The organism is Cedecea sp. AS113 (assembly GCF_037152415.1).
Classification (GTDB): domain Bacteria; phylum Pseudomonadota; class Gammaproteobacteria; order Enterobacterales; family Enterobacteriaceae; genus Cedecea.
Genome location: NZ_JBBCMI010000005.1, coordinates 179,954 through 206,001, shown reverse-complemented (window position 1 = coordinate 206,001; position 26,048 = coordinate 179,954). Strand labels below are relative to the sequence as shown.

At 53.2% G+C, this 26,048-nt stretch carries 25 protein-coding genes; 9 read left to right on the top strand and 16 right to left on the bottom strand.

Features of this window, described 5'->3' with window-relative positions:
* Nucleotides 1–12: 12 nt before the first annotated feature.
* Complete coding sequence (gene pdhR, locus WFN87_RS08220) at nt 13–777, bottom strand: pyruvate dehydrogenase complex transcriptional repressor PdhR (protein WP_039290334.1); 765 nt, start codon at nt 775–777, stop codon at nt 13–15.
* A gap of 540 nt (nt 778–1,317) precedes the next feature.
* Between pdhR and aroP the strand changes: the two genes are divergently transcribed.
* Entirely contained in the window at nt 1,318–2,685 is a 1,368-nt protein-coding gene (aroP, locus tag WFN87_RS08215; protein WP_336982885.1) for an aromatic amino acid transporter AroP, read from the top strand.
* A gap of 49 nt (nt 2,686–2,734) precedes the next feature.
* On the opposite strand, the gene ampE is transcribed toward aroP, so the two are convergent.
* Nucleotides 2,735–3,589 (bottom strand): beta-lactamase regulator AmpE, encoded by an 855-nt coding sequence (gene ampE, locus WFN87_RS08210; protein WP_336982850.1) that lies wholly within the window; start codon nt 3,587–3,589, stop codon nt 2,735–2,737.
* Nucleotides 3,586–4,149, bottom strand: a complete 564-nt coding sequence (ampD, locus tag WFN87_RS08205) for a 1,6-anhydro-N-acetylmuramyl-L-alanine amidase AmpD (RefSeq protein ID WP_336707806.1) — start codon at nt 4,147–4,149, stop codon at nt 3,586–3,588. The genes ampE and ampD overlap by 4 nt, the downstream gene beginning before the upstream one ends.
* Nucleotides 4,150–4,232: 83 nt before the next feature.
* Between ampD and nadC the strand changes: the two genes are divergently transcribed.
* The 4 genes from nadC to hofC all read left to right on the top strand — a co-directional run bounded on the left by nadC (nt 4,233) and on the right by hofC (nt 8,338).
* On the top strand, nt 4,233–5,123 hold the full coding sequence (gene nadC, locus WFN87_RS08200) for a carboxylating nicotinate-nucleotide diphosphorylase (RefSeq protein WP_213715168.1): 891 nt from the start codon (nt 4,233–4,235) through the stop codon (nt 5,121–5,123).
* Between the two features lie 185 nt (nt 5,124–5,308).
* Nucleotides 5,309–5,764: a prepilin peptidase-dependent pilin gene (gene ppdD, locus WFN87_RS08195; RefSeq protein ID WP_336982846.1), complete on the top strand. Its 456-nt coding sequence runs from the start codon at nt 5,309–5,311 to the stop codon at nt 5,762–5,764.
* Entirely contained in the window at nt 5,761–7,140 is a 1,380-nt protein-coding gene (gspE, locus tag WFN87_RS08190; protein ID WP_336982845.1) for a type II secretion system protein GspE, read from the top strand. Before ppdD ends, gspE begins: the two co-directional genes overlap by 4 nt.
* Nucleotides 7,133–8,338, top strand: coding sequence for a protein transport protein HofC (gene hofC / locus WFN87_RS08185; RefSeq protein WP_336982844.1), 1,206 nt, complete (start codon nt 7,133–7,135; stop codon nt 8,336–8,338). The genes gspE and hofC overlap by 8 nt, the downstream gene beginning before the upstream one ends.
* 29 nt (nt 8,339–8,367) lie before the next feature.
* Here hofC and WFN87_RS08180 read toward each other — a convergent pair whose 3' ends face one another.
* Nucleotides 8,368–9,411: a GMP reductase gene (locus tag WFN87_RS08180; protein WP_008461816.1), complete on the bottom strand. Its 1,044-nt coding sequence runs from the start codon at nt 9,409–9,411 to the stop codon at nt 8,368–8,370.
* A 387-nt stretch (nt 9,412–9,798) separates the two neighbouring features.
* On the opposite strand from WFN87_RS08180, the gene coaE reads away from it, so the two are divergent.
* The 3 genes from coaE to yacG are packed head-to-tail and all read left to right on the top strand — an operon-like array spanning nt 9,799 to nt 11,369.
* Nucleotides 9,799–10,419 carry a dephospho-CoA kinase gene (gene coaE, locus WFN87_RS08175; RefSeq protein WP_336982843.1) on the top strand — a complete coding sequence of 207 codons (621 nt, stop codon included), beginning with the start codon at nt 9,799–9,801 and terminating at the stop codon, nt 10,417–10,419.
* Nucleotides 10,419–11,162: a cell division protein ZapD gene (gene zapD, locus WFN87_RS08170; protein ID WP_008461814.1), complete on the top strand. Its 744-nt coding sequence runs from the start codon at nt 10,419–10,421 to the stop codon at nt 11,160–11,162. The genes coaE and zapD overlap by 1 nt, the downstream gene beginning before the upstream one ends.
* 9 nt (nt 11,163–11,171) lie before the next feature.
* Complete coding sequence (gene yacG, locus WFN87_RS08165) at nt 11,172–11,369, top strand: DNA gyrase inhibitor YacG (protein ID WP_008461812.1); 198 nt, start codon at nt 11,172–11,174, stop codon at nt 11,367–11,369.
* On the opposite strand, the gene mutT is transcribed toward yacG, so the two are convergent.
* The 3 genes from mutT to secM form a co-directional block, all read right to left on the bottom strand.
* Nucleotides 11,366–11,755, bottom strand: a complete 390-nt coding sequence (gene mutT, locus WFN87_RS08160; RefSeq protein ID WP_008461811.1) for an 8-oxo-dGTP diphosphatase MutT — start codon at nt 11,753–11,755, stop codon at nt 11,366–11,368. The two genes, yacG and mutT, sit on opposite strands and share 4 nt — an antisense overlap.
* A gap of 62 nt (nt 11,756–11,817) precedes the next feature.
* A complete protein-coding gene (gene secA / locus WFN87_RS08155; protein WP_008461809.1) occupies nt 11,818–14,523 on the bottom strand; it encodes a preprotein translocase subunit SecA in 2,706 nt (901 codons plus the stop codon).
* Between the two features lie 63 nt (nt 14,524–14,586).
* Nucleotides 14,587–15,093 carry a secA translation cis-regulator SecM gene (gene secM / locus WFN87_RS08150; RefSeq protein ID WP_336818425.1) on the bottom strand — a complete coding sequence of 169 codons (507 nt, stop codon included), beginning with the start codon at nt 15,091–15,093 and terminating at the stop codon, nt 14,587–14,589.
* Nucleotides 15,094–15,115: 22 nt separating this feature from the next.
* Here secM and WFN87_RS08145 point away from each other — a divergent pair, with 22 nt between their 5' ends.
* Nucleotides 15,116–15,631, top strand: coding sequence for a DUF721 domain-containing protein (locus WFN87_RS08145; protein WP_008461805.1), 516 nt, complete (start codon nt 15,116–15,118; stop codon nt 15,629–15,631).
* An 8-nt stretch (nt 15,632–15,639) separates the two neighbouring features.
* Here the strand turns inward: WFN87_RS08145 and lpxC are convergent, their stop codons facing one another.
* The 9 genes from lpxC to murD form a co-directional block, all read right to left on the bottom strand.
* Nucleotides 15,640–16,557, bottom strand: coding sequence for a UDP-3-O-acyl-N-acetylglucosamine deacetylase (lpxC, locus tag WFN87_RS08140; RefSeq protein ID WP_085541415.1), 918 nt, complete (start codon nt 16,555–16,557; stop codon nt 15,640–15,642).
* A gap of 101 nt (nt 16,558–16,658) precedes the next feature.
* Nucleotides 16,659–17,810, bottom strand: a complete 1,152-nt coding sequence (ftsZ, locus tag WFN87_RS08135; RefSeq protein ID WP_008461800.1) for a cell division protein FtsZ — start codon at nt 17,808–17,810, stop codon at nt 16,659–16,661.
* A gap of 63 nt (nt 17,811–17,873) precedes the next feature.
* A complete protein-coding gene (ftsA, locus tag WFN87_RS08130; protein ID WP_008461798.1) occupies nt 17,874–19,130 on the bottom strand; it encodes a cell division protein FtsA in 1,257 nt (418 codons plus the stop codon).
* Nucleotides 19,127–19,963 carry a cell division protein FtsQ gene (gene ftsQ, locus WFN87_RS08125; protein ID WP_008461795.1) on the bottom strand — a complete coding sequence of 279 codons (837 nt, stop codon included), beginning with the start codon at nt 19,961–19,963 and terminating at the stop codon, nt 19,127–19,129. The genes ftsA and ftsQ overlap by 4 nt, the downstream gene beginning before the upstream one ends.
* Nucleotide 19,964: 1 nt before the next feature.
* Nucleotides 19,965–20,885, bottom strand: a complete 921-nt coding sequence (locus tag WFN87_RS08120; RefSeq protein WP_336982842.1) for a D-alanine--D-alanine ligase — start codon at nt 20,883–20,885, stop codon at nt 19,965–19,967.
* Nucleotides 20,878–22,353: a UDP-N-acetylmuramate--L-alanine ligase gene (gene murC / locus WFN87_RS08115; RefSeq protein ID WP_008461793.1), complete on the bottom strand. Its 1,476-nt coding sequence runs from the start codon at nt 22,351–22,353 to the stop codon at nt 20,878–20,880. The genes WFN87_RS08120 and murC overlap by 8 nt, the downstream gene beginning before the upstream one ends.
* 70 nt (nt 22,354–22,423) lie before the next feature.
* Complete coding sequence (gene murG / locus WFN87_RS08110; RefSeq protein ID WP_336982841.1) at nt 22,424–23,491, bottom strand: undecaprenyldiphospho-muramoylpentapeptide beta-N-acetylglucosaminyltransferase; 1,068 nt, start codon at nt 23,489–23,491, stop codon at nt 22,424–22,426.
* Nucleotides 23,488–24,732 carry a cell division protein FtsW gene (ftsW, locus tag WFN87_RS08105; RefSeq protein ID WP_039290282.1) on the bottom strand — a complete coding sequence of 415 codons (1,245 nt, stop codon included), beginning with the start codon at nt 24,730–24,732 and terminating at the stop codon, nt 23,488–23,490. Before ftsW ends, murG begins: the two co-directional genes overlap by 4 nt.
* Nucleotides 24,732–26,048 (bottom strand): UDP-N-acetylmuramoyl-L-alanine--D-glutamate ligase, encoded by a 1,317-nt coding sequence (gene murD / locus WFN87_RS08100; RefSeq protein ID WP_336982840.1) that lies wholly within the window; start codon nt 26,046–26,048, stop codon nt 24,732–24,734. Before murD ends, ftsW begins: the two co-directional genes overlap by 1 nt.

Here is a 26,048-nt window from a genome sequence, read left to right as displayed (position 1 = left end):
AAAGTTTGGCGCTTAATCCTTACGTTGCTGAAGGAGACGGAGAGAGCGCTCACGACGGCTCTGCTCACGGCTGCGATCCAGCAATATTTCCTCAATAAACGCCAGGTGACGGTGCGACGCTTCTCGCGCCTGCTCCGGCTGGCGAGCCATAATCGCCGCAAAAATGCTGGCGCGATGGCTGCTCACTTGCGCCAACATCTCGCGGCGCGCGTAGAGCAATTCAAAATTCTGGCGAACGTTCTGTTCGAGCATAGGCTCCATGCAGCGCAATAAATGAAGAAGCACAACATTATGCGCGGCTTCGGTTACGGCAATTTGATACTGCATGACGGCATCGGCTTCGGCGTCTAAATCACCGGACTCCTGAGCCTGCTGGATGGCAATATGGCAATCACCAATGCGCGAGAGATCTTCTTCGGTTCCGCGCAGCGCCGCGTAATAAGCAGCAATACCTTCAAGTGCATGGCGGGTTTCAAGCAGATCAAACTGGGATTCGGGATGGTCTGAGAGCAGTTCGACCAGCGGGTCGCTCAGGCTCTGCCAAAGGCTGTTCTGGACAAAAGTACCGCCGCCCTGGCGACGAAGCAGCAAACCCTTGGCTTCGAGACGCTGGATGGCCTCGCGCAGCGAAGGACGGGAAACATCAAATTGTTTCGCCAGTTCGCGTTCAGGTGGAAGTTTTTCGCCCGGGCGTAGAGTGCCCTCAAGGATGAGAAACTCCAGCTGCTGCTCTATCACATCGGATAATTTTGGTTGGCGGATTTTGCTGTAGGCCATCGTTCCCTATCTCTGCCATTAGCCCGGAGTCAATTGGTAAGACCAATTTCACGTTCGTGAGGCTAAAAGTAACAAAGTATTCACCTTCTGTCCATATTGGTTTTGATTGAAATCATGAAAGCAGGCACATTTTAACAATAACAAAAGAAGGGATTTTCAAAACCATAACTTGGGCACTAACTCGCATTTACCCACAAAGCGGTAAGTTAACGTTTATGAAACGATATATTTTTCAAAAACAACCGAAAGACGCGGTGAATGTATGTCATTTTTGTGACGCAAAACGGCCGCTCAAGAAGTATTCCCGACTCACCTTGTCCTCCCCTCTTTTTTACAAATGGTTTCTTTTTGCCCAACTCGTCAGAGCAGTGGCAGAAAGCAGGTGCAAAGGCCTGCGCTTAACATTATTCTTTGCGATGCGGTAGCCCTATCCGCAAAATTCATAATTGATAACCGTAAAAAAAAGACTACACATTACGGAATACAACAATTACATCCGCGTCAATGTAGCGCAGACATTAACCACTACGAGGTTACATGATGGAAGGTCAACAGCACGGCGACACGCTGAAGCGCGGTCTTAAAAACCGCCACATTCAGCTTATCGCGCTGGGTGGAGCTATCGGGACGGGCCTGTTTCTGGGCAGCGCATCCGTCATCCAGTCCGCAGGTCCGGCAATTATTCTCGGCTATGCTATCGCCGGGTTTATCGCATTTTTAATTATGCGCCAGCTGGGTGAAATGGTTGTTGAGGAGCCGGTAGCCGGGTCCTTCAGCCATTTTGCTTACAAGTACTGGGGTGGTTTCGCGGGCTTCGCTTCAGGCTGGAACTACTGGGTACTCTACGTTCTGGTCGCCATGGCTGAACTGACGGCCGTCGGCAAATACATCCAGTTCTGGTGGCCGGAGATCCCAACCTGGGCTACGGCGGCGGTATTCTTCATCGCTATCAACGCCATCAACTTAACTAACGTTAAAGTCTTTGGTGAGATGGAGTTTTGGTTCGCTATCATCAAAGTGGTGGCGGTTATCGCCATGATTCTGTTCGGCGGCTGGTTACTCTTTAGCGGCAACGGTGGTCCACAGGCGTCCGTCAGCAACCTCTGGGATCAGGGTGGCTTCCTGCCGCACGGCATCACCGGGCTGGTCATGATGATGGCTATCATTATGTTCTCCTTCGGCGGGCTTGAGCTGGTCGGTATTACCGCCGCTGAAGCAGACAACCCGGAAGTGAGCATTCCAAAAGCGACCAACCAGGTTATCTACCGTATTCTGATTTTCTATGTCGGGTCGCTGGCGATTCTGCTGTCCCTGCTGCCGTGGACACGCGTGACCGCGGACACCAGCCCGTTCGTGCTGATCTTCCATGAGCTGGGCGACACTTTCGTGGCTAACGCTCTGAATATCGTGGTGCTCACCGCCGCCCTGTCGGTTTACAACAGCTGCGTTTACTGCAACAGCCGTATGCTGTTCGGCCTGGCACAGCAGGGGAACGCGCCGAAGATATTGAAAAGCGTCGATAAGCGCGGTGTACCGGTGAACACGATTCTGGTTTCCGCAGGCTTCACCGCCCTTTGCGTGCTGATTAACTACCTGGCACCGGAATCCGCTTTCGGCCTGCTGATGGCGCTGGTTGTCTCAGCCCTGGTGATCAACTGGGCGATGATCAGCCTGGCTCACATGAAATTCCGCCGTGCTAAGCAGCAACAAGGGGTGAAAACCCGCTTCCCTGCCCTGTTCTATCCGTTAGGAAACTGGGTCTGCCTGCTGTTTATGGTTGGCGTGTTGGTCATCATGCTGATAACGCCAGGCATGGCCATCTCGGTTTACCTGATCCCAGTGTGGATTGCGATTCTGGGCGTCGGTTATTTCCTGAAGCAGAAAAACCTGAAGACAGTGAAAGCCTGATAAAGAAAACGCCCCGCAATGCGGGGCGTTTTCTTACAGCCTTCCGGCCCTAAACCAAAGTGCCGTAAATCGTCAGTAACGCCACCACGACCACAATCACCAATGAAATTTTCTTCGCCAGCGATACCGCAGCTTTCGGTGTTTTCATCTTATCCTGATGGGGTTCTCTCGCCAGCGAGTACTGTGCCAGTTGTGTGAGAACCTGGTATTGAGAGGTATGCCTGTCGGCAAGGGATGCAAACCAGGCTGGAAGCGCTCGCTCACCGTGGCCCAACAGGGCATAAGCGACACCCACCAAACGCACGGGCACCCAGTCAAGAATATGAAGAATGCCGTCAATTCCCGAGAGCAAGCGCTCGTGTGCCGTATGATGCCGGGCAAGCCATGTCTGCCATGCGCGCAGGAAAGCATACCCTGCGAGCGTAACCGGCCCCCATGTTCCGCCCACCACAAACCAAAACAGCGGCGCGAGATAGAAACGGAAGTTAATCCACAGCAGCGCGTTTTGTAGCTCGCGCAGGTATTCACGCTCGCTGCACTCAGGCGGAACACCATGAATCAATGTAAGCTCTGAAGCCATTGCATCACGGGCATGTTCATCATCATGGCTGGCGGCTTTAAGATACGAATGATAATGCAGCCTGACCTGCCCGGCCCCGATGCAAAGCACACCCAGCGCAATCCAGAACACCAGCAGTGGGACGTTGAATAGTAACCCATGCAAAGCACGGAGAATCAGGAAAACCACGGCCATAAATGCAGCGGTCATTAACAGCGTTCTTAACAGAGAAAAATGCTTAACCCGTCCAAACAGGACTTCAAGACGATGATCTAACTGCCAGTGTTCGCCCATTTTGAACAATCGCTCGCCCATCAGGACTAACAGCAGGGTAAACAGGGTCATGTGCTCTCCTTGTCAGTTGCCTCTTCAACCGCACCCCAAAAGCGCGGCCAGTCAAACGAAGGGCCTGGATCGGTCTTCCGACCAGGTGCTATATCGCTGTGGCCCGTGATGTTTTTCGCCATATCAGGATAGTGTTGAATCAGTAAGTTAGCTAAGGCTGTGAGTTGTTCATATTGAGCGTCGGTATAGGCCAGCGTATCGGTACCTTCCAGCTCAATACCGATAGAAAAGTCGTTGCACTTTTCTCTTCCCTGATAGCTCGAGACGCCCGCATGCCAGGCTCGTTTATCGAAAGGGACGTACTGAACAATTTCGCCGTCCCGGCGAATCAGACAATGGGCAGACACGCGCAAATGCGAAATACCGGCAAAGTAAGGGTGCGCTACAGGATCGAGCGTTCCGGCAAATAACGCATCAATCCAGGGGCCACCGAACTCCCCCGGCGGCAAACTAATATTGTGCACCACCAGCAATGAGGGGTTTTCCTCTTCCGGTCGGCCGTCACAATGCGGGGATGGCAGATGTTTTACCCCCACCAGCCAGCCGTCTTTAAGCTGCATGAGAGGTTCTCCTTAGAGTGGTACTTGAAGTCGCTTCAGAGTAGCATGAAACAATATTAACTTATTCATTCTGGAGTTTAATCATGCCGCCCCGCCGTTATAATCCTGACCGCCGACGTGACGAGCTGCTCGAACGAATTACCCTCGATATCCCACTCGCCGTAGCCCAGGCGCTGCGAGAAGATCTGGGCGGCGAAGTCGACCCAAACAACGACATCACGGCACAATTATTACCCCCAGAAAACACGTCGCATGCGGTTGTTATCACCCGCGAAAATGGCATTTTTTGCGGTAAACGCTGGGTAGAAGAAGTCTTTATTCAGCTTGGCGGCGACGTGAAGGTGACATGGCATGTCGAAGATGGCGCTGAAGTCACCATCAATCAGCCACTTTTTGAGCTTAATGGCCCGGCCCGTATTCTCTTGACCGGAGAAAGAACGGCGCTGAACTTCGTGCAAACGCTCTCAGGCGTAGCCAGCGAAGTTCACAGTTACGTGGCGCTGCTTGAGGGCACTAAAACGCAGTTGCTGGATACCCGTAAAACACTTCCGGGCCTGCGCACCGCGCTGAAATATGCCGTGCTATGCGGCGGGGGCAGCAACCATCGCCTCGGCCTTTCCGATGCTTTCCTGATCAAAGAAAATCACATTATTGCTTCCGGCTCTATTCGTCAGGCAGTGGAGAAAGCATTCTGGATGCACCCTGACGTGCCGGTAGAAGTGGAAGTTGAGTCACTGGATGAATTGGAACAAGCGCTCAAAGCTGGGGCTGACATCATCATGCTGGACAACTTTACCGTTGAGCAAATGCGTGAAGCCGTGGCACTTACCCAAGGGAAAGCGCGCCTGGAAGTCTCTGGTAACGTGACCAAAGAGACGCTGAGAACATTCGCTGATACCGGCGTGGACTACATCTCCGTAGGCGCTCTGACTAAGCACATACGCGCCCTCGACTTGTCTATGCGCTTCCGCTAATGCAACACCACGGCGGGCCAGCCATTACTGCGCCCGCTTTTTTGCGTACTGATTTCCATTTTTATTGTCGATACATACAACTGCGTTAACTAACACGGAAAGCATTTCCCGAATGTCCTTTTCCCTGTTCGCTATTGCTTAGCCTGTTCAGCACAGTGTTGCTCTCTAACCAAAAGGAGCGACAGATGAACAAGCAAAAAGGATTTACGCTAATTGAGCTTATGGTGGTGATAGGCATCATCGCCATTCTGAGCGCCATCGGCATTCCTGGATATCAAAACTACCTTCGTAAAGCAGCCTTGACCGATATGCTGCAAACCTTCCTGCCCTATCGTACCGCCGTCGAACTTTGTGCCATCGAGCGTGGAGGGATCTCCGATTGCGATGCCGGCAGTAACGGCATCGCTGAAACCAAAACGACGCGCTACATCAGTTCAATGAGCGTTGCCAGCGGGATTGTGACGCTCAACGGCCAGGAATCTCTTAACGGGCTGGCGGTTACGTTCACCCCTCAGTGGAGCGACGGTAACGGCGTAACCGGCTGGGCAAGGGTCTGCAGTGCTGAAAACGGATCGCCGCTGAGACAAGCCTGTGAAGATGTATTCCGGTTTAACGAAACGCAAGCGGGGGCGGGTAAATGAGTACGAAAGAACAGCTTAACGCCCTATGCCAGCACTACAACGCCATACTGATAGAGGAAACGCCTGACGCGGTACGAATTGCTGCGGTTGAAGCCCCAAACGAGCAAATGTACGAGGCGCTCCGCTTTCTTTGTGATAAACACATTGATGTAGAGATCTGGCCCATTGAACGGCTCGAGAAATGGCAAACGCTGGAGCCCTCTCAGCCTTCGGAGCACGACCGCAGCAGTTCAGCGGTCGCACTTTTGAATACAACACTTGCTGCCGCCGTACAGCAGCGTGCATCCGATATCCATTTTGAGCCCTTCGAAAATGCCTATCGAATTCGGCTTCGCATTGATGGCGTGCTGCAATGTCAACCGCTACTGCCTCAGGCAATGGCAGCGTCCGTCACTGCAAGGCTCAAAATTCTGGCTAACCTGGATATCGCGGAAAAGCGGCTGCCTCAGGACGGACAAATGGACTACCTCGCCGAGGAGGTGAAAGCGTCATTTCGCGTCTCGACGCTGCCTTGTCGATACGGCGAGAAGGTCGTTTTACGGCTTCTTCAGCAGGGCAAACAGCATATGGACATTCATTCTCTGGGGATGTCAGAGGATGAAAAAAAACAACTTCAGCAATCACTCCAGGCCCCGCAGGGGATGATTCTGGTAACCGGTCCTACAGGGAGCGGAAAAACCATTACGCTGTATAGCGCCCTGGAGGCGCTTAACCAACCGGGTATCAACGTCTGCAGCGTAGAAGATCCCATAGAAATTCCTCAGGAAGGGCTGAACCAGACGCAGATAAACCCTAAGGCTGGTCTCACCTTTCAGCACGTCCTACGCGCATTACTGAGGCAGGATCCAGACGTCATTATGGTCGGTGAAATCAGGGATGGTGAAACAGCAGAAATTGCCATCAAAGCTGCCCAGACCGGGCACCTGGTTTTATCGACATTGCACACCAACTCCACCGTTGAAACGCTTGTCCGCCTGGAGCAAATGGCCATTCCTCGCTGGATGATCGCATCTGCCTTGAATATCATCGTGGCTCAAAGGCTGGTGAGAAAGCTTTGCCCTCACTGCAAAACACACCACGAACCAGCCATAACATTACCTGGACACATTTGGCCTTCCGCGCTGCCCAATTGGCATCCGACAGGATGTGAACGTTGCTACGGAGGATATTATGGGCGAACAGCGTTATTTGAAATCCTGCCGCTAGCCGCCGCTCTAAGACAAGCCATCACGCAAGGCGAATCCGCAAGTAACATTGAAAGTCTCGCCAGAGAGCAAGGGATGAGTACGCTTTTCGAAAATGGCTGCGTTGCCGTAGCACAAGGCCATACGACGCTGGAAGAGGTTTACCGCGTGCTAGGTGTGCCACATGCCTAAACCTCTGCTTTGGCGATGGGAAGCCATAGACCACGAAGGCCAATTAAAAAATGGTGAATCGCTTGCCGGCGAGCGCGCTTCTCTTGAGGAGGAGCTTGCTCAGCAGCAGCTTCAGCTCCTGTCCGTTAAAAAATCATCGCTGTCAGGGAGATCCTGTTGGCATATTCAGCACAAAATTGACTTTGTCCGGCAACTTGCAGCGTTGATCCATGCCGGTATCGCCTTAACTGACGCGCTGTTGCTCATAGCCCGACAGCATCCCAAACCTGCATGGTCGGCATTATTACAGCACATAGAACGACAGGTAGCGCAGGGCATACCGTTTTCCGAAACGCTTAAGCAATGGCCCCATATCTTCCCGCCCCTGTTTATTGCATTACTGCATACCGGAGAGCTGACGGGAAGGCTTGCAGAGTGCTGCCAGCGGCTGGCAGAACAACAAGAACAACACTACCAACTCAGCAAAAAGGTCGTGAAAGCCCTGCGTTATCCGCTCTTTATTTTGATTGTTGCACTGCTGGTAACCGCAGGCATGGTTGGGTTTGTTCTGCCTGAGTTTGCCAATATCTATCGTTCTTTTAACGCGCCTCTGCCCGCGATCACCCAGGCCGTTATGAGTCTTTCAGAGTGGGCAACGTCTCAAGGAGGATGGTGGATTTTAACCGCTATGCTCTTAGCCGTTATAGGTTGGTGGCTTCGCCGCACCCAACCCGTCGTTCGAGAAAAAGAACAATTACTGCTGTTAAAAGTACCGGTCATTGCTCCCTTGAGGCGAGGCCAGCTACTCAGCCAGATATTTACCGTACTAACGCTGTCTCAGCACTCTGGCGTCCCCTTGTTACAGGGTCTTGAAGCGGTTGAAAAAACGCTGACCCAGACGTTCTGGCAACGGCAAATTACTGATGTACGCGATCGGGTTTCCGAGGGAAAGCCCCTCTGGCAGGCGTTGGAGCAGTCGGGGTATTTCACACCACTTTGCCAACAGTTGGTTCGAATTGGTGAAGAATCCGGTTCTCTGGATCTGATGCTTGAGCGCCTGGCGCGCTGGCATTATGAGAAAACGCAGGAGCTGGCTGAAAATCTTGCCGCCACGCTGGAGCCAGTCATGATGCTGGTCATTGGCTTGATCATTGGCACGCTGGTGATAGCCATGTATCTACCTATTTTCCAGATGGGGGATGCCATGGGAGGAGGATGACGCAGCCTGAGCTGCGTCATCGATGCTCATCAGAGGCTATTGAAAACGCGGTTTTCCTGTTCCGCTACGCGGATGAAAGTTGTGCGTTTAGTCAGCTCTTTAAGGCGAGAGGCACCTACATAGGTACAGGCAGAACGCAGGCCGCCAAGGATATCGCGAGCGGTATTTTCCACCGGCCCGCGCAGAGGCAGCTTAACGGTTTTGCCTTCTGCAGCGCGGTACTGCGCAACACCGCCTACGTGGCGGGTCATGGCAGACTCGGAGCTCATGCCGTAGAACAACATAAACTTCTCGCCATCCTGCTCAACAACGGTACCACCGCTTTCTTCATGCCCTGCCAGCATACCGCCCAGCATAACGAAGTCAGCTCCACCACCAAAGGCTTTAGCTACATCGCCCGGCACAGTACAGCCACCGTCGCTGACGATCTGGCCGCCTAAGCCGTGAGCTGCATCAGCACATTCAATGACGGCGGAAAGCTGAGGGTAGCCCACGCCGGTTTTAACGCGCGTGGTGCATACAGAGCCTGGGCCAATGCCAACTTTCACGATATCGGCCCCGGACAGAATCAATTCTTCACACATTTCACCGGTAACCACGTTACCCGCACAGATAACTTTATCAGGCCATGCTTCGCGGGCTTTGCTGACGAACTGGGTGAAGTGCTCAGAGTAGCCGTTCGCCACGTCGATGCAGATAAATTTCAGTGCAGGAGTCAGGGCCAGAATCTGCTTAGTTTTGGCAAAATCTGCATCAGAAGTGCCGGTTGAGACCATGATATGGCGCAGCAGGTTTTCAGGCACGGAACGAATAAAGTTGCTCCACTCTTCTACAGAGTAGTGTTTGTGCACGGCGGTAAGAATATCGAATGAGGCCAGCGCCTGCGCCATCGCGAAAGTGCCTACGGTGTCCATATTCGCAGCAATAATAGGGACGCCAGACCAGGTAATACCGGAATGCTTGAATGTGAATTGACGTTCCAGCTCAACGTCTGAACGGCTTTTGAGGGTGGAGCGTTTTGGGCGAATTAAAACGTCTTTAAAACCTAACTTCAAATCTTCTTCAATACGCATGATGCAGATCCCTGGGTCGAATGGCGATGAACGCGATCGGCGGTAGGCTCTTCATTACTCAAGACAGAGAACAACGGCAAGCCCGGAACCCAGATATACAGAAATTAGACACTGGGGTGAGCAAGCACGGAAAACGTACCTGTGGCTTAAAGTAAAACGAGCAAACAACAGCCAACTCCAGTGACGCTATCATACGCAGTAATAATGACTCCGCAAGACTGCGAAAACCGACTTTTTTACGCTACAATCGTTTAAATTTACCTGGTAAACGGTAAAAAGCCCGCAGACGGCGAATACCCGATTTTTACGTGATACAAAATCACCTAAAATCACGCCACCAAAGACTTTTTATCTTATTGATAAATATAGCATCAGGATCGGTTATTTATGGTTTACACGGTTGCACTTACGGGCGGCATTGGCAGTGGTAAAAGTACCATCGCCGAAGCCTTTTCCCGCGCTGGAGTCACCGTCATAGATGCAGATGTAATTGCCCGTCAGGTTGTTGAGCCAGGCCAACGTGCGTTAGCTCTCATTTCTCAACATTTTGGCCCAAAGTTCCTTCTGGAAGATGGTTCTTTAAACCGTCGAGCGTTGAGAGAAACGATCTTCAGCTCCCCGCAGCAAAAGCAATGGGTTAATAACCTGCTACATCCTATTATCCAGCAGCAAACTCGTGATGAGATTGCTCGTGCTACCTCACCTTACGTGTTGTGGGTAGTCCCTCTGCTGGTAGAAAACAATCTGCAACAAAAGGCGGACCGGATTTTAGTGGTGGATGTTTCCCCCGAGACCCAGATTGCGCGTACTATGCTGCGGGACAATGTTTCCCGCGAACACGCCCAGCAGATTCTGAACGCTCAGGCGTCCCGGGAAGCTCGCCTCGCCGTGGCAGATGATGTAATTAATAATGACGGCAGTCCCCAGGACGTTGTCGTGCATGTTGACCGCCTGCATCGCCAGTACCTGAAACTGGCTGGTCTGGCCGCACAACAGGAAGCAGAATGATGAACACTCAGGTTCTTTTCGAACACCCATTGAATGAGAAAATGCGCACATGGCTGCGTATTGAGTTTTTGATCCAACAGATGCAGTCAGCACTTCCTATCAATGACAGCGCAAAGGCGCTGCATTTTTTTCGTAACGTCGGTGACTTACTGGATGTGTTTGAAAGGGGCGAAATTCGCACCGATATTCTCAAAGAGATAAGCCGTCAGCAGCGTAAACTGCTGAGCTGGTCAGAAGTCCCGGGGGTTGATATGCAGCGCATCGACTCGCTGCGAAGCCAGTTGGAGAGCTGCGGCAGCGTGTTGATGGCCGCGCCGCGCATCGGGCAAATTCTGCGAGAAGATCGCCTTATTGCGCTGGTACGCCAACGGCTTAGCATCCCAGGCGGCTGCTGTAGCTTCGACCTGCCTACCCTGCACATTTGGCTTTATCTGCCGCAGGAACAACGCGATGCTCAGGTTCATTTTTGGCTAAACAGTCTCGAACCAGTGAAACAGTCGCTCGATCTTCTGCTGGACATCATCCGCAATTCTGCGCCATTCCGGAAACAAACCAGCCTCAATGGATTCTACCAGGACAATGGCGACGATGCCGACCTGCTTCGTCTTCATCTCACTCTCGGCGATCAGCTTTATCCACAGATTTCCGGCCACAAAAGCCGCTTTGCGATTCGTTTTATGCCGCTGGATTCAGAGAATGGCCTGGTGCCTGAACGCCTCGACTTTGAGCTGGCCTGTTGCTAAGGAAACAACATGAACGAAGAAACCATCGTTAATTGTCCTGGCTGCGGCAAAGCGGTTATCTGGAACGAAAGCAGCCCATACCGACCATTTTGCAGCAAGCGCTGCCAGCTTATCGACCTGGGCGAGTGGGCCGCTGAGGAAAAACGTATTCCCAGCAGCGGCGACCTCTCTGAAAGCGAAGGCTGGAGCGAAGAACAGGAACGCTAATCGTTTAGCAGCTTTAAAATGACGGGCTCATTGGCTGGCGGAAACTCGTCGGCGATGAGTTCCCCTTGAGCAACCCAACGCCCGGGTTGCCCTTCTTTGCCCCAGGGTTCACCTTCCCAACTTTCTATCAGATAGAACCACAGGGAAATATGACGATCCGGGAACTGGTACTCCAGGGTTTCAAACAGGCTGGCACTTTGCACCACAATACCGGTTTCTTCCTGTAATTCCCGGATAACGGCCTGTTCCGGGGATTCACCTGCCTCAATCTTTCCGCCGGGAAATTCCCATTTATTCGCCATGTGCGCATCGGCTGCGCGCTGCGTGATAAAAATTTCACCCTGCTGATTACGGATAATGCCGACAGCGATTTGCAGTTGCTTCATACTCTCAAACTCCATGCGTAAAAAAGGCGCAGCAAGCTGCGCCTTTTCGATTTTGTCAGACCTTAGCTCAGACGGCCATGGCACTGTTTGTATTTCTTACCGGAACCGCAAGGGCAAGGATCGTTCCGACCCACTTTACGATCGCCAGTTTCTGCTGCCAGCGCCTGTGCGGCCTGAGTTTCATCATCCACATGACTAAGCTGCTGCATACGTGCCAGACGCTCGGCTTCTTCACGACGCTGTTGTTCCATCGCTTCAACTTCTTCCGGCAGGCGGACCTGGACTTTGCTCAGGGTGCTGATCACTTCATATTTCAGTGACTCCAGCATCGCGGCAAACATAGAGAAGGATTCACGCTTGTATTCCTGCTTCGGATCTTTCTGCGCATAACCGCGCAGGTGGATCCCCTGACGCAGGTAATCCATTGCGGCCAGATGCTCTTTCCACAGGGAATCCAGCGTTTGCAGCATCACGCCTTTTTCAAAGTGGCGCATCATTTCTGCACCCACGACTTCTTCTTTACGTTGATAAAGCTCAATCGCCGTCTGCAGAATACGCTCACGCAGCGTTTCTTCGTGCAGCTCAGGTTCTTTGTCCAGCCACTCTTTGATTGGCATCTCAAGATCAAAGTCGTTTTTCAGGCGTTCTTCCAGACCCTCTACATCCCACATTTCTTCCAGAGACTGAGGCGGAATATGCGCATCGATGGTGACTTTGAAGACGTCTTCACGAATGCTGGCGATGGTTTCGCTCACGTCGGTAACGTCGAGCAGCTCATTACGCTGGGTATAAATAGCGCGGCGCTGATCGTTTGCGACGTCATCGTATTCCAGCAGCTGCTTACGAATATCAAAGTTACGGCTTTCGACTTTACGCTGTGCGTTGGCAATCGCCTTGGTTACCCAAGGGTGTTCAATGGCTTCGCCCGGCTTCATACCCAGTTTACGCATCATATTGGATACGCGATCCGAGGCGAAGATACGCATCAGGGCATCTTCCATCGACAGGTAGAAGCGGGAAGAACCGGCATCACCCTGACGGCCAGAACGGCCACGCAGCTGGTTATCGATACGGCGGGATTCATGACGCTCGGTGCCGATGATATGCAGACCACCTGAAGCCAGTACCGCATCGTGGCGAACTTTCCAGTCCGCTTTGATCTGAGCAATTTGCTCTGGCGTTGGCTCATCCAGCTCGGCAATCTCTTCCTGCCAGCTCCCGCCCAACACGATATCCGTACCACGACCCGCCATGTTAGTCGCGATAGTTACCGCGGCTGGGTAACCCGCCTGAGCAACGATAGCCGCTTCGTTGGCGTGGAACTTGGCATTCAGAACATTGTGTTTGATACCGGCCTTGGTCAACTCATTGGAAACCACTTCAGATTTCTCAATGGAGATGGTCCCCACCAGCACAGGCTGGCCGTTCGCAGTACGCTCTTTAATGTCTTCGATAATCGCGCCAATTTTATCCAGTTCGGTCATGTAGACCAGATCCGGCATATCTTTACGGATCATTGGGCGGTTGGTCGGCACAACGATGGTGTCGAGCTTATAAATAGAGCTAAATTCAAACGCTTCGGTGTCTGCAGTACCGGTCATCCCTGCCAACTTCTCGTAAAGACGGAAGTAGTTCTGGAAGGTGATGGACGCCAGCGTCTGGTTTTCATTCTGAATTTCGACGCCTTCTTTTGCCTCAACGGCCTGGTGAAGACCATCTGACCAACGGCGCCCCTGCATAGTACGGCCCGTGTGTTCATCAACGATGATGACTTCGCCATCTTTAACGATGTAGTCAACGTCGCGGGTGAACAGCGCATGGGCGCGAAGTGCCGCGGTCACATGATGCATCAGCATGATGTTGGCTGGTGAGTACAGCGACTCGCCCTCTTCCATCATGCCTTCTTGCACAAGCAGCTCTTCAATCAGCACCAGACCACGTTCGGTCAGGTTAACCTGGCGAGATTTTTCATCCACGGAGAAGTGGCCTTCACCCTGGAAGGTGTCAGAGTCTTCTTTTTCCTGACGCATCAGGTGCGGAATGATTTTGTTCACGCGTTTGTACAGCTCAGAGCTGTCTTCCGCAGGGCCGGAGATGATTAGCGGCGTACGCGCTTCGTCGATCAGGATGGAGTCAACTTCATCCACCAGCGCATAGTGAAGCTTGCGCTGCACGCGCTCTTCAGGGCTGAAAGCCATATTGTCGCGGAGGTAGTCGAAACCGTATTCGTTGTTGGTACCGTAGGTGATGTCTGCTGCGTAAGCTTCACGCTTAGCCGGCGCTGGCATGCCTGGCAGGTTGATACCTACGCTCAGCCCCAGATATTCAAACAGAGGACGGTTGTTTTCGGCGTCACGCTGAGCCAGGTAGTCGTTCACGGTAACAACGTGTACACCTTTGCCACTCAGTGCGTTTAGATAAGCTGGCAGCGTTGCCGTCAGGGTTTTACCTTCACCGGTACGCATTTCCGCGATGCAGCGATCGTTCAGGACCATGCCGCCCAACAGCTGTACGTCGAAGTGACGCATACCGAAGACGCGTTTACTTGCTTCACGAACAACGGCGAAAGCTTCCGGGATTAGCGTTTCCAGCACTTCACCTTTTTCCAGACGCGCGCGGAACTCACCGGTTTTAGCCTTCAGCTCATCATCCGTGAGCTTTTCCATCTGCGGTTCCATGCTGTTGATCACGGAAACCACTTTGCGCATACGGCGCAGTGTACGATCGTTACGACTGCCGAAAACTTTAGTTAATAATTTGATTAGCATAATAAATTCTCAAACGCTTGCCGTCAGTACGGTCAATAAATTGTTGTTAGTTTGGAAGATGAATTAGCTGAGGCAAAGCGGGCCTGCGCGGATGCCCTGTACCTGACGGATCCACGCCACGGTACTGAAAACGTCTCCTACAGGAGATGCCCTAAACGCAGTCTGGCGAACAATAACGGGAGGTTTACTTTCCTGCGTTAACAGCGCGCTAAGCGTGTCCAGCAGGGCAAGGTGCTGTGCCTGAAGCGGCACGCTTTCCTGTGCCACAGGCAAAGCCTGAGGTGCCATAGCAAAGGAAAGATGACGGATAACGGTGCGGATTGCATGCTGGTGCCAGTAGTCCACACTAAAGGAAGGACGGCGAGTGCTTTCTTGCAGTTGAACAAGGCTATCGAAACGCAGCTGCCGTGCCGAATCGTGACGACTGGCGGAAGCTTCAGCGGGCACGCCGGTTTCTGTGTTACCGTTGAGCGCAGGCATGCCAAAACTCGCCGCGACCATCCCCAACAGGAGATGCGGCCAGAAATAACGTCTGCCAAATTGTCGCCAACGATTTAGAATACCAATCACTTTTTCCGCCGGAGCTTAATGTATGCGCGACAGTCGCCCGCAATCTTTAGAAAATCTGTTTGACGAAGCCGGTCAGGAAAGCATGCTACAGAACGTACAGCAACGTGCCGTCGCTCTGCTGCGTCTTAACCGGGCAGTGAAAAGCATTTTGCCTGCTCCACTGCATCCCTGGTGCCGGGTGGCCAACTTCCGTCAGGGCATTCTCGTCCTTGAAACCGCAAATGCCAGCTGGCTGATGCGCTTACGCTATGAACAAGCCACGCTGCTGAGTGCATTACGCGCCCAAATCTTACCATCATTGACATCAATCGACATCAGGATTAATCCTTCGCTGGCGGCAAAAGGGCAGGAATTTGTTCAAGAAAACACCACTCAGACAGAGACTGAGAAATACGAAGTGAATCGTCAACTGAGTAAGCAGAGTGCAGAAGCGTTGAGAGAGGTGGCTAAACGTAGCCCGGAGAAATTAAGAGCAACAATAGAACGACTGGCTTCACTGGCCGGAGAGGGTACCAGCAAAACCAGTCGTAATCGCTAATTTAAGCGTTACGCCAGCACCAGTTTAGGTGCTTTAAACGCCAGCGGAAGTTCGGCTTCGTCTTCGAAGGTCGCCCATTCCCAGGCTTCCTGTTTAGCCAAAACAGCCTGCAGCAGTTTGTTGTTCAGGGCATGACCAGACTTATAGGCGGTAAACGCGCCGATAATGTTGTGGCCACACATGAACAGATCGCCGATAGCATCCAGCATTTTGTGACGAACGAATTCATCTTCAAAACGCAGGCCGTCTTCGTTCAATACGCGATAATCGTCAACAACGATGGCACAATCGAAGCTGCCGCCCAGGCACAGGCCGCGGGACTGCAGATATTCGATATCACGCATAAAACCGAAGGTACGCGCACGGCTAATCTGACGCATAAATGCTTCAGCAGAGAAGTTCATGGTGTAGCGCTGGGTGCTTGCATCAATCGCCGGATGGTTGAAGTCGATGGTAAAGTCCAACGAGAAACCATTAAACGGTGACATTTCAGCCCATTTATCGCCATCTTCCACGCGAACCGTCTCTTTCAGACGTATAAATTTCTTGGCCGAGTTCAGTTCGTCAATCCCTGCATCAAGCAGCAGATAGACAAACGGCGCCGCACTGCCGTCCATAATAGGGATTTCTGGCGCATCGACTTCAACAATAATGTTGTCGATACCCAGCCCTGCCAGGGCAGCGTTGAGGTGCTCTACGGTAGAAATCCGTACATCATGCTCATTGACCAGACAAGTACAGAGCATGGTATCCCGCACGGATTTGGCATCAGCCGGAAAATCTACCGGAGGATTCAAGTCGGTGCGACGATAGATGACCCCGGTATTTGCCGGCGCAGGGCGCAGCGTCAGTGTGACTTTCTTGCCGGTATGTAAACCGACGCCAGTCGCCTGAACGATACGTTTAAGTGTCCTTTGTTTGATCATCGTATAATCCCGCCAAATTACTAAGCTAGCCGAGAGTGTATATCACTAACGGCAGGCCAGTTTAGCACAAAGAGCGAATATTCCCAACTTCCGGTTTATTCTTAATCAGCTTGCTTACGCAGGAACGCTGGAATATCCAGATAATCAGGCTCTTTCGCCGTCTGCGGTGTGTTGTCGTTCACCACTTTCGCGGCCGGCTTTTGCTCTTGCGTCAGCGGAGCCATACCGTGCTGCTGGTAGCGATCCATCACTGGCTGCTGTACCTGCTTGTTAGTCACCAGGGTGATCTCAGGACGTTTGTCCATGCCGATCCCAGTAGCAACAACAGTTACGCGCAGTTCGTCGTTCATCTCTGGATCCAGAGAAGTGCCGATAACCACAGTTGCGTTGTCAGATGCGAACGCACGAATGGTGTTACCCACGGTTTCGAACTCATCCAGACGCAGGTCGAAGCCAGCGGTGATGTTAACCAACACGCCACGAGCGCCAGACAGGTCGATATCTTCCAGCAGCGGGCTGGAGATAGCCATTTCTGCCGCTTCTTCAGCACGGTCTTCGCCGCTGGCAACGCCGGAGCCCATCATGGCATAGCCCATTTCGGACATAACCGTACGCACGTCCGCGAAGTCAACGTTCATCAGGCCCGGACGAGTAATCAGCTCGGCAATACCCTGCACGGCGCCTTTCAGTACGTCGTTTGCCGCACCAAATGCGTCAAGCAGAGAAATGCCGCGTCCCAGCACTTTCAGCAGCTTGTCATTCGGGATAGTGATCAAGGAGTCAACGTGCTTAGACAGCTCGGCGATACCCTGCTCCGCGAAAGCCATACGCTTCTTGCCTTCAAAGTTGAAAGGCTTAGTCACGACGGCAACGGTCAGGATACCCAAATCTTTAGCTACTTCGGCAACAACAGGAGCAGCACCCGTACCGGTACCACCGCCCATACCAGCAGCGATGAACACCATGTCTGCCCCGTCCAGCGCAGCGCGTAAAGCTTCGCGGTCTTCTTCCGCAGCGTTACGACCCACTTCTGGATTTGCGCCTGCGCCCAGACCTTTAGTGATCCCATTACCGATCTGGATCGTCTGGCCGACAGCGGTTTTACGCAGTGCCTGAGCGTCAGTGTTCACCGCAAAGAATTCAACGCCTTCGATGCGTTCACGCACCATGTGTTCAACGGCGTTACCGCCGCCGCCACCGACGCCGATGACTTTAATCACCGCGTCGTTGGTCAGTTCCATAGGTTCAAACATAGTTTCTCTCCGTTTTGTGCCTGTCGCCTGAGACCGCTAATTGTCTCCGGTCTCTTATAAAAATTAAAATTCTTTTCTCAGCCAGCTGTTCAGTCGCTTAAACCATGAGCCAACAGAGGTCCTTTTTTCCACTTCTGCTTCACCACTGAGATGTGACTCTTTCCCGTAGTGCAGCAACCCTACTGCGGTCGAGTAATACGACTCCTGGGCATAATCAGTAAGGCCAGTAATATTCAACGGCTGACCGATACGCACCTGCGTATGGAACACACGCTGAGCACAGGCTGCCAGGCCTTCAATTTGTGCCGCGCCGCCGGTTAACACAATCCCCGCCGCCAGATGATGTTTCACACCCTGCTGGCGAAGCTGCTCCTGTAACTGCAAAATCTCTTCATTGACCAGGTTGAGCAGCTCGGTGTAACGAGGCTCAATCACTTCAGCCAGCGTCTGACGCTGAAGACTGCGTGGTGGGCGTCCACCCACGCTCGGAACCTCAACGTTCTCGTCTTTGCCGACGATAGATCCCAGGGCACAACCATGGCGAACTTTAATCGCCTCAGCATCGCTCGGTGGCGTTCCGAACGCATAGGCGATATCGCTGGTAACCACGTTCCCTGCATAAGGGATAACTTTGGTGTGACGCAGCGCACCGCCGGTATACACCGCCATATCCATGGTACCACCGCCGATGTCCACAACACAGACACCCAGCTCGCGTTCATCTTCGGTCAGTACCGCGTAGCTTGCGGCCAGACCGGCGAAAATTAATTGGTCAACTTTCAAACCACAACGTTCAACCGCTTTAACGATGTTTTTTGCCATATCGTTATGGCAGGTAATCAGATGCACTTTCGCCTGCATACGGACGCCGGACAGGCCTACCGGATTTTTGATCCCTTCCTGGTAATCAATAGCGTATTCCTGCGGAATCACATGCAGAACGCGGTGTTCATCGCGAACACGCACTGATTTTGCCGTATGCACCACATTTTCAACATCTTCTTGCGTCACTTCCTCTTCCGAAATCGGCACCATGCCTATCTCGTTTTGGCAGCTGATATGCTTGCCGGACAGCGCCAGGTAAACTGAAGATATCTGGCAGTCTGCCATCAATTCAGCCTGGTCAATCGCCCGTTGAACGCATTTAACCACCGACTCAAGGTCGTTTACTCCGCCTTTGTCCATACCACGCGAAGGGCAGCTGCCCACGCCAATAATATTGACCATACCGTCGGGCAGAACTTCCCCTACTAAAGCGGCAACCTTCGCGGTGCCAATCTCCAGTCCAACTACCAGTTTTCTGTCCGTCGCCTTGATCATCGTTGTTCTGCCTGTGCCTGATTCTGTTGCTGATTCGGATTAGGTACCGGAGGAGGAAGTGCCTCCCAACCTACCGCGGCGCCTGAATCGTATCGCAGGTCGACATAACTGATCCGTTTGTTATCAGCCTGCGCCTGCTGCTGCAGAACCGGGTACAGTTCTACAAAACGATCCAGACGTTTCATCGTGTCGCCCCGACCAAGGTTGAGCTTAATTCCGTTATTCAGCGTCAACTGCCAGGAGCGACGAGCGGTCATAGCCGCTTGTTTCAACGTAAATTTATCCTTTGCCAGCACCACGCCCATGTCACGGTAACCTTGCAGAACTTCGTTTTCGCTGCCTTCCGGGCCGGAAAGCATCGGCAAAGTCTGCTTGCTGGTGCGTTCTGCTGGTACGCTGAAGGAATTTCCCTCTGCGTCAACCATATGCTGGTCATTCCAACGTGCTATCGGCACATATTCAACCAGATGAATCTTCAATTCGTCCGGCCACTGCTTTCTAACGCTTGCCTGCTTGATCCAGGGCAAGCGTTCTATCTGCTGTTGGATGATATTCACATCCTGGGTCATAAAAGTACCCGGAGGCCCCAGGGCCAGAATAGACTGGCGTATATCATCATTACGTGTGTAGTGCCGCTCCCCGGTTACCACCAGCCTGGAGAGTGGTAAACGCTGGGCATCTTCCATCCAGCCCACCACAATCCAACCGCCGATAAACACGCTCAACAATACCGCGCCCAGGAAAATCATCCCTGCCAGACGGGAGCCGTTGCTGCGCCGAGCGCTGGCATTTTCCTCGGCACGATTACGCGCATTCAGTGCAGCCTGCGACATATCAGTCCGCCAGTTCCAAAATACGTACAACCAATTGTGAGAAGCTCATTCCCGCCTGGCGAGCCGCCATCGGCACAAGGCTGTGGCTGGTCATCCCCGGAGAAGTGTTCACTTCTAACAGATAAAACTGACCATCGCTATCCAGCATCACATCGACCCGGCCCCAGCCGCTACAGCCGAGAATCTGCCAGGCCTGCAGAACTAATGTCTGCAATTCCTGCTCTCTTTGTTCAATTAATCCACCGGGGCAGAAATATTGAGTTTCATCAGAGAGATACTTCGCTTCATAATCATAGAAGGTTCCAGCAGGTTGGATCCGAATAGACGGTAAAATTTCCTCGCCTAAAATCGCAACCGTATACTCCGGGCCACTCAACCATTTTTCAATCAGCACTTCTTCGTCATGCTCGAAGGCCAGCTCAAGCGCGGCTGGCAGCACATCTACGCTGTCCACCTTAGACATACCTACGCTGGAACCTTCACGGCTCGGCTTGACGATAACCGGTAAACCTAATGCAGTAACACGCTCAACCAGCGCTGCGCTCAGGCCTGCTGCAAAATCCTGACGGTTGACGGCAACCCATGGTGCAACGGGTAAACCTGCCCCCTGCCACAGCAGTTTGCTGCGCAGCTTATCCATCGTTATCGCCGAAGCCATAACGCCGCTGCCGGTATAAGGCAGTTGAAGGAACTCCAACAGCCCTTGCAAAGTCCCGTCTTCACCCCCGCGACCGTGCAGCGCGATAAAAACCTTGTCAAACCCCTGAGCCTTCAGCTCAAGTACAGACTCGCTTTGTGGATCAAAAGCATGTGCATCAATACCCGCTTCTTTTAATCCCGCCAGCACTGCGCTGCCGGATTGCAGAGAGACCTCGCGCTCGGCAGAGGTTCCTCCCAGAAGAACGGCGATCTTATCAGCCATGACGCCCTTCCTCTTTAGTTTGAGGCTGCAATTTGATTTCAGCCAGGTTTCGGGCGATTTTGCCGATATTCCCGGCACCTTGAACGAGGATCAAATCATTTCCCGTCAACACAGGAGCTAAAATTTCCGCCACTTCCGCATGATCGGAAACTAAAATAGGGTCAACTTTGCCACGGCCGCGAATGGTGCGGCATAAAGAACGGCTATCCGCACCAGGAATGGGTGCTTCACCTGCAGGATAAACTTCCAGCATCACCAGGGAGTCAACCTGGGACAGCACCCCAGCAAAGTCATCATACAAATCACGCGTACGCGTATAGCGGTGTGGCTGGAAAATCATCACCAGATTTTTATCCGGCCAGCCTGCACGCGCCGCCTTAATGGTGGCATCCACTTCCGTCGGGTGGTGGCCATAGTCGTCCACCAGCATAGCGGTACCCGCTTTGCCGTTTACCGGTGCCAGCGGATATTCGCCCAGGAAATCGAAACGGCGCCCCGTCCCCTGGAAGCTTTCGAGCGCACGCAAAATAGCGTCGTCTTCGATGCCCTCTTCCGTCGCGACGGCAACCGCGGCAGCCGCATTCAGCGCGTTATGGCGGCCTGGCGCATTCAGCACCACATGCATCTCAGGCTTGTCCTGACGCACAATGGTGAAAAAGCCCTGAGCGCCCTTTTGCTGATAATTTTCAACGCGCACATCCGCGTCGTCGCTAAAGCCATATGTGGTGATTTGACGACCCACGCGCGGCAGAAGCTCACGAATCACCGGATCGTCTACGCACATCACCGCACGTCCATAAAACGGCAAGTTGTGCAGGAAATTAATAAACGTCTGCTTTAAATTTTCGAAGTCGCCCTGGTAAGTATCCATATGATCGGCTTCGATATTGGTCACAATAGAGACCATCGGCTGCAGGTGCAGGAACGAAGCATCGCTTTCGTCAGCCTCTGCAATCAGGTAGCGACTGTTGCCCAGGCGGGCATGGACACCTGCGGCTTTCACCAGACCACCATTTACAAACGTTGGATCCAGGCCCGCTTCGGCATAAATGCTCGATACCATCGCCGTTGTCGTGGTTTTGCCATGCGTCCCCGCAATCGCAATGCCGTGACGGAAACGCATCAGTTCAGCCAGCATTTCAGCACGACGGATGACCGGAATACGCGCTTCGTGGGCAGCAACAATTTCTGGGTTATCCGCAGAAATTGCCGTAGAAACAACAACCACGCTTGCCTCGCGCACATTTTCAGGGCGATGGTTGAAATAAATCGTGGCACCCAGTGCCGACAACTGCTGCGTGACCGGGTTCGGCGCCAAATCGGAACCACTGATCTGGTAACCTTCGTTAGCCAATACTTCAGCAATACCGCCCATACCGGCGCCGCCGATGCCAACAAAGTGAATGTGCCGAACGCGACGCATCTCAGGCACAATTGAACGCAGTTTCGCCAGTTGTTGTGTATTCATTCTCTAAACCTGCAAGCGGCATGCCGCCATTACATCAAATTTACGGGCGACAATTTGCCACCCACAAGTATTACGCGCGCGCTGCGGCGCTGACTTCGTCTGCTACACGTTCAGTTGCATCAGGAATGGAGGCAGCGCGCGCTCGCTCGGCCATTGCCAGCAGCGTTGCTCTGTCCCATCCGGCCAGGGTACGGGTAACGGCATCCACGGTAAACTGCGGTTGCTCCAGTATTTTCGCGGCGCCCGCTTTTTCCAGCGGCAGCGCATTCCAGTACTGCTGCCGATCTTTGTGCTGGAAAGGAACGAACAAGGCTGGTAACCCTGCAGCCGCGATTTCACTCACGGTTAACGCCCCCGAGCGACAAACCACAACATCAGCCCATTCGTAGGCTGCTGCCATATCATCAATAAACTCGGTGACCTTGTGCTGAGGCTGCCCTGCTTCAGCGTAAGCCTGCTGCACAACCGCCTGACCACCCTTTCCGGTTTGGTGCCAGACAGTCACGGATTCACCTAAACGCCCCGCGACCTGCGGCATGGTTTGGTTCAACACTCGAGCGCCCTGAGAACCGCCGACAACCAGCACGCGAACCGGACCTTCTCTTCCGGCAAAACGCTCTTGCGGCAGCGGTAAAGCAAGCACATCTGTCCGCACCGGATTGCCAACAACGTCCGCTTCAGGGAATGCACCGGGAAAGGCTTGCATTACCTTGGTGGCGATCTTTGCCAACCATTTATTCGTCAGACCGGCAATGCCGTTCTGTTCATGCAAGACAACCGGAATGCCAAGAGACCAGGCAGCCAGACCACCGGGTCCGGAAACATACCCGCCCATGCCCAGCACAACATCCGGCTTCCAAGCTTTCATGATGGCGCGAGCCTGGCGCCACGCGTTAAAAATACGTACAGGAGCCATCACCAAGGCCTTTACGCCTTTGCCGCGCAGGCCAGAAATGCGAATAAAGTCGATCTCAATCCCGTTTTTCGGCACCAGATCTGCTTCCATACGGTCTGCAGTACCAAGCCAGCGAATATCCCATCCTTCCGCCCGAAGGTTATGGGCAACGGCCAGGCCTGGGAAAACATGCCCACCTGTACCACCCGCCATCACCATCAATCGCTTCGCTTTGCCCGTCATTTGGCACTCCGTGTAAACGCCTGAGCCTTAGCCAGACGCGTTTCATAATCTATTCTCAACAACAGCATGATTGCCGTGGACATAATCAACAGGCTGGAACCGCCGTAACTAATAAGCGGCAGCGTCAGGCCTTTCGTGGGCAACATCCCCGCCGCAGCGCCAACGTTAACCAGCGCCTGGAAGCTAAACCAGATCCCGATAGAACACGCCAGGAAACCGGAGAAACGCTGATCCAATTCCAGCGCGCGCTTGCCGATGGACATCGCGCGAAAAGCGACGAAGAATACCATCAAAAGTGCAAGCACCACACCGATATATCCCAGCTCCTCGCCGATGATCGAGAAGATAAAGTCAGTGTGCGCTTCAGGCAGATATTCCAGTTTCTGAACCGAGTTCCCAAGCCCTTGTCCCCACAATTCACCGCGCCCAAAAGCCATCAGTGATTGCGTTAACTGGTAGCCGCTGCCGAATGGATCTTCCCACGGGTTCCAGAACGACGTTACGCGGCGAATACGGTAAGGTTCGGCGAGGATCAGCAGGATAACTGCCGAGATCCCCATCCCGATGATCGCGATAAACTGCCACAGCTTTGCTCCTGCGAGGAACAACATCGCCAGCGTAGTGACAAACAGCACAACTACGGTACCAAGGTCAGGCTGGGCTAGCAGCAGAACGGCCATCACCAGAATCACGCCCATTGGCTTCAGGAAGCCGCGCAGGTTATTTCGAACTTCATCCACCTTGCGCACAAGGTAGTTGGCGAGATAACAGAACAGTGACAGCTTGGAAAACTCTGCGGGCTGAATACGCAGCGGGCCGAAAGCAATCCAGCGCGATGCCCCATTAACCGAGCTACCGACGACCAGTACAATCAGCAGCATCACGATCGAAGCCAGCAGCATGGCCGTGCTGTGACGCTGCCAGAAATCCATCGGCAAGCGCAGCGTCACCATCGCCAGCACAAACGCGACGATGATGTAGAGCCCGTCGCGTTTGGCAAACAGGAATGGATCGTTTGCCAGGCGCTGGCCTACCGGCATCGACGCCGAGGTCACCATAATAAAACCGATCGCAGCAAGGCCTAAGGTCAGCCAAAGCAGCGTGCGGTCATACAGCACCATGCTGTTGGCGTCGGCCTCACGGGAGCCCATTACCCACCCTTTTAACGCCGAAGCGACCCAGGCCAGGATACCAAACCCTGGAATACGGGGGACGCGAAGGCGAGGGAGAGATAAACGCATCAGCCTAGCTCCTTCGCTAATTGAGTAAACATGTCGCCGCGTTGTTCAAAGTTTTTAAACTGATCGAGACTCGCGCAGGCTGGAGAGAGCAGCACCATATCGCCTGATTCCACACGGGCCGCGGCAAGCTTCATCGCCTGCTCCATGGTTTCTGTACGCTCGGCAATATCCGGGCGTAACTCGGCCAGTTCAGCACCGTCACGGCCAAAGCAGTAAAGGCGTACGCGATCACCCTGCAGGTAGCGAGCTAAAGGTGAGAAGTCGGCAGACTTGCCGTCACCGCCTAACAAAAGATGCAGTGTTCCTTCAACGTGCAGACCGTTTAACGCGGCTTCAGTACTGCCGACGTTGGTGGCTTTAGAGTCATTAATCCAGCGAACGCCATTCCGTTCCCAGGCCAGTTGGAAGCGATGAGCCAGGCCAGTATAGGTGGTCAACGCTTTCAGGCTGCTGGAACGAGGCAGATTCACCGCATCCGCCAGCGCCAGCGCTGCCAGCGCGTTAGTGTAGTTATGCTGCCCAACCAGTTTCATTTCTTTGGTGTTGAGGATTTTCTCCCCTTTCACCCGCAGCCAGGTGTCACCCTGCTGACGATTAAGATGATAATCGCCGACGTCCACACCGAAGCTGATACAGCGCTCGTCCGCGCCGCGTACCGGCATCGTTAATGCGTCATCTGCGTTGACCACGCAAACTTTGGCATTTTCATAGATGCTCAGTTTTGCCGCACGATATTGCTGCATCCCGAACGGATAGCGATCCATATGATCTTCCGTCACGTTCAGAACGGTCGCCGCCGCAGCCTTCAGGCTATGGGTGGTTTCCAACTGGAAGCTTGATAGCTCAAGAACATAAAGCTCACAGCCTTTGTCCAGCAGCATCAACGCCGGCAGACCAATATTTCCGCCAACGCCCACGTTCACACCCGCGGCTTTCGCCATCTCTCCCACCAGGGTGGTGACGGTACTTTTCCCGTTGGAGCCGGTAATCGCGACAATCGGCGCCTGGGCCTCTCGGCAAAACAGCTCTATATCACCAATGACCTCGACCCCGGCATCCACCGCCGCGCTCAAGGCTGGAGTTGCCAGCGCCACGCCAGGGCTGGCAATAATCAAATCCGCCGCCAGCAACCAGTCCTCATTCAGCGAACCGGTATGACGATCAACGTTCTCAGACAGCTTATCAAGACCAGGAGGGGAGATACGGGAATCCATTACGCGTGGCGTAATGCCGCGCGCAATAAAGAAATCCACGCAGGACAGGCCCGTCAGGCCCAGTCCAATGATGACAACATTTTTACCCTGGTAATCTGCCAT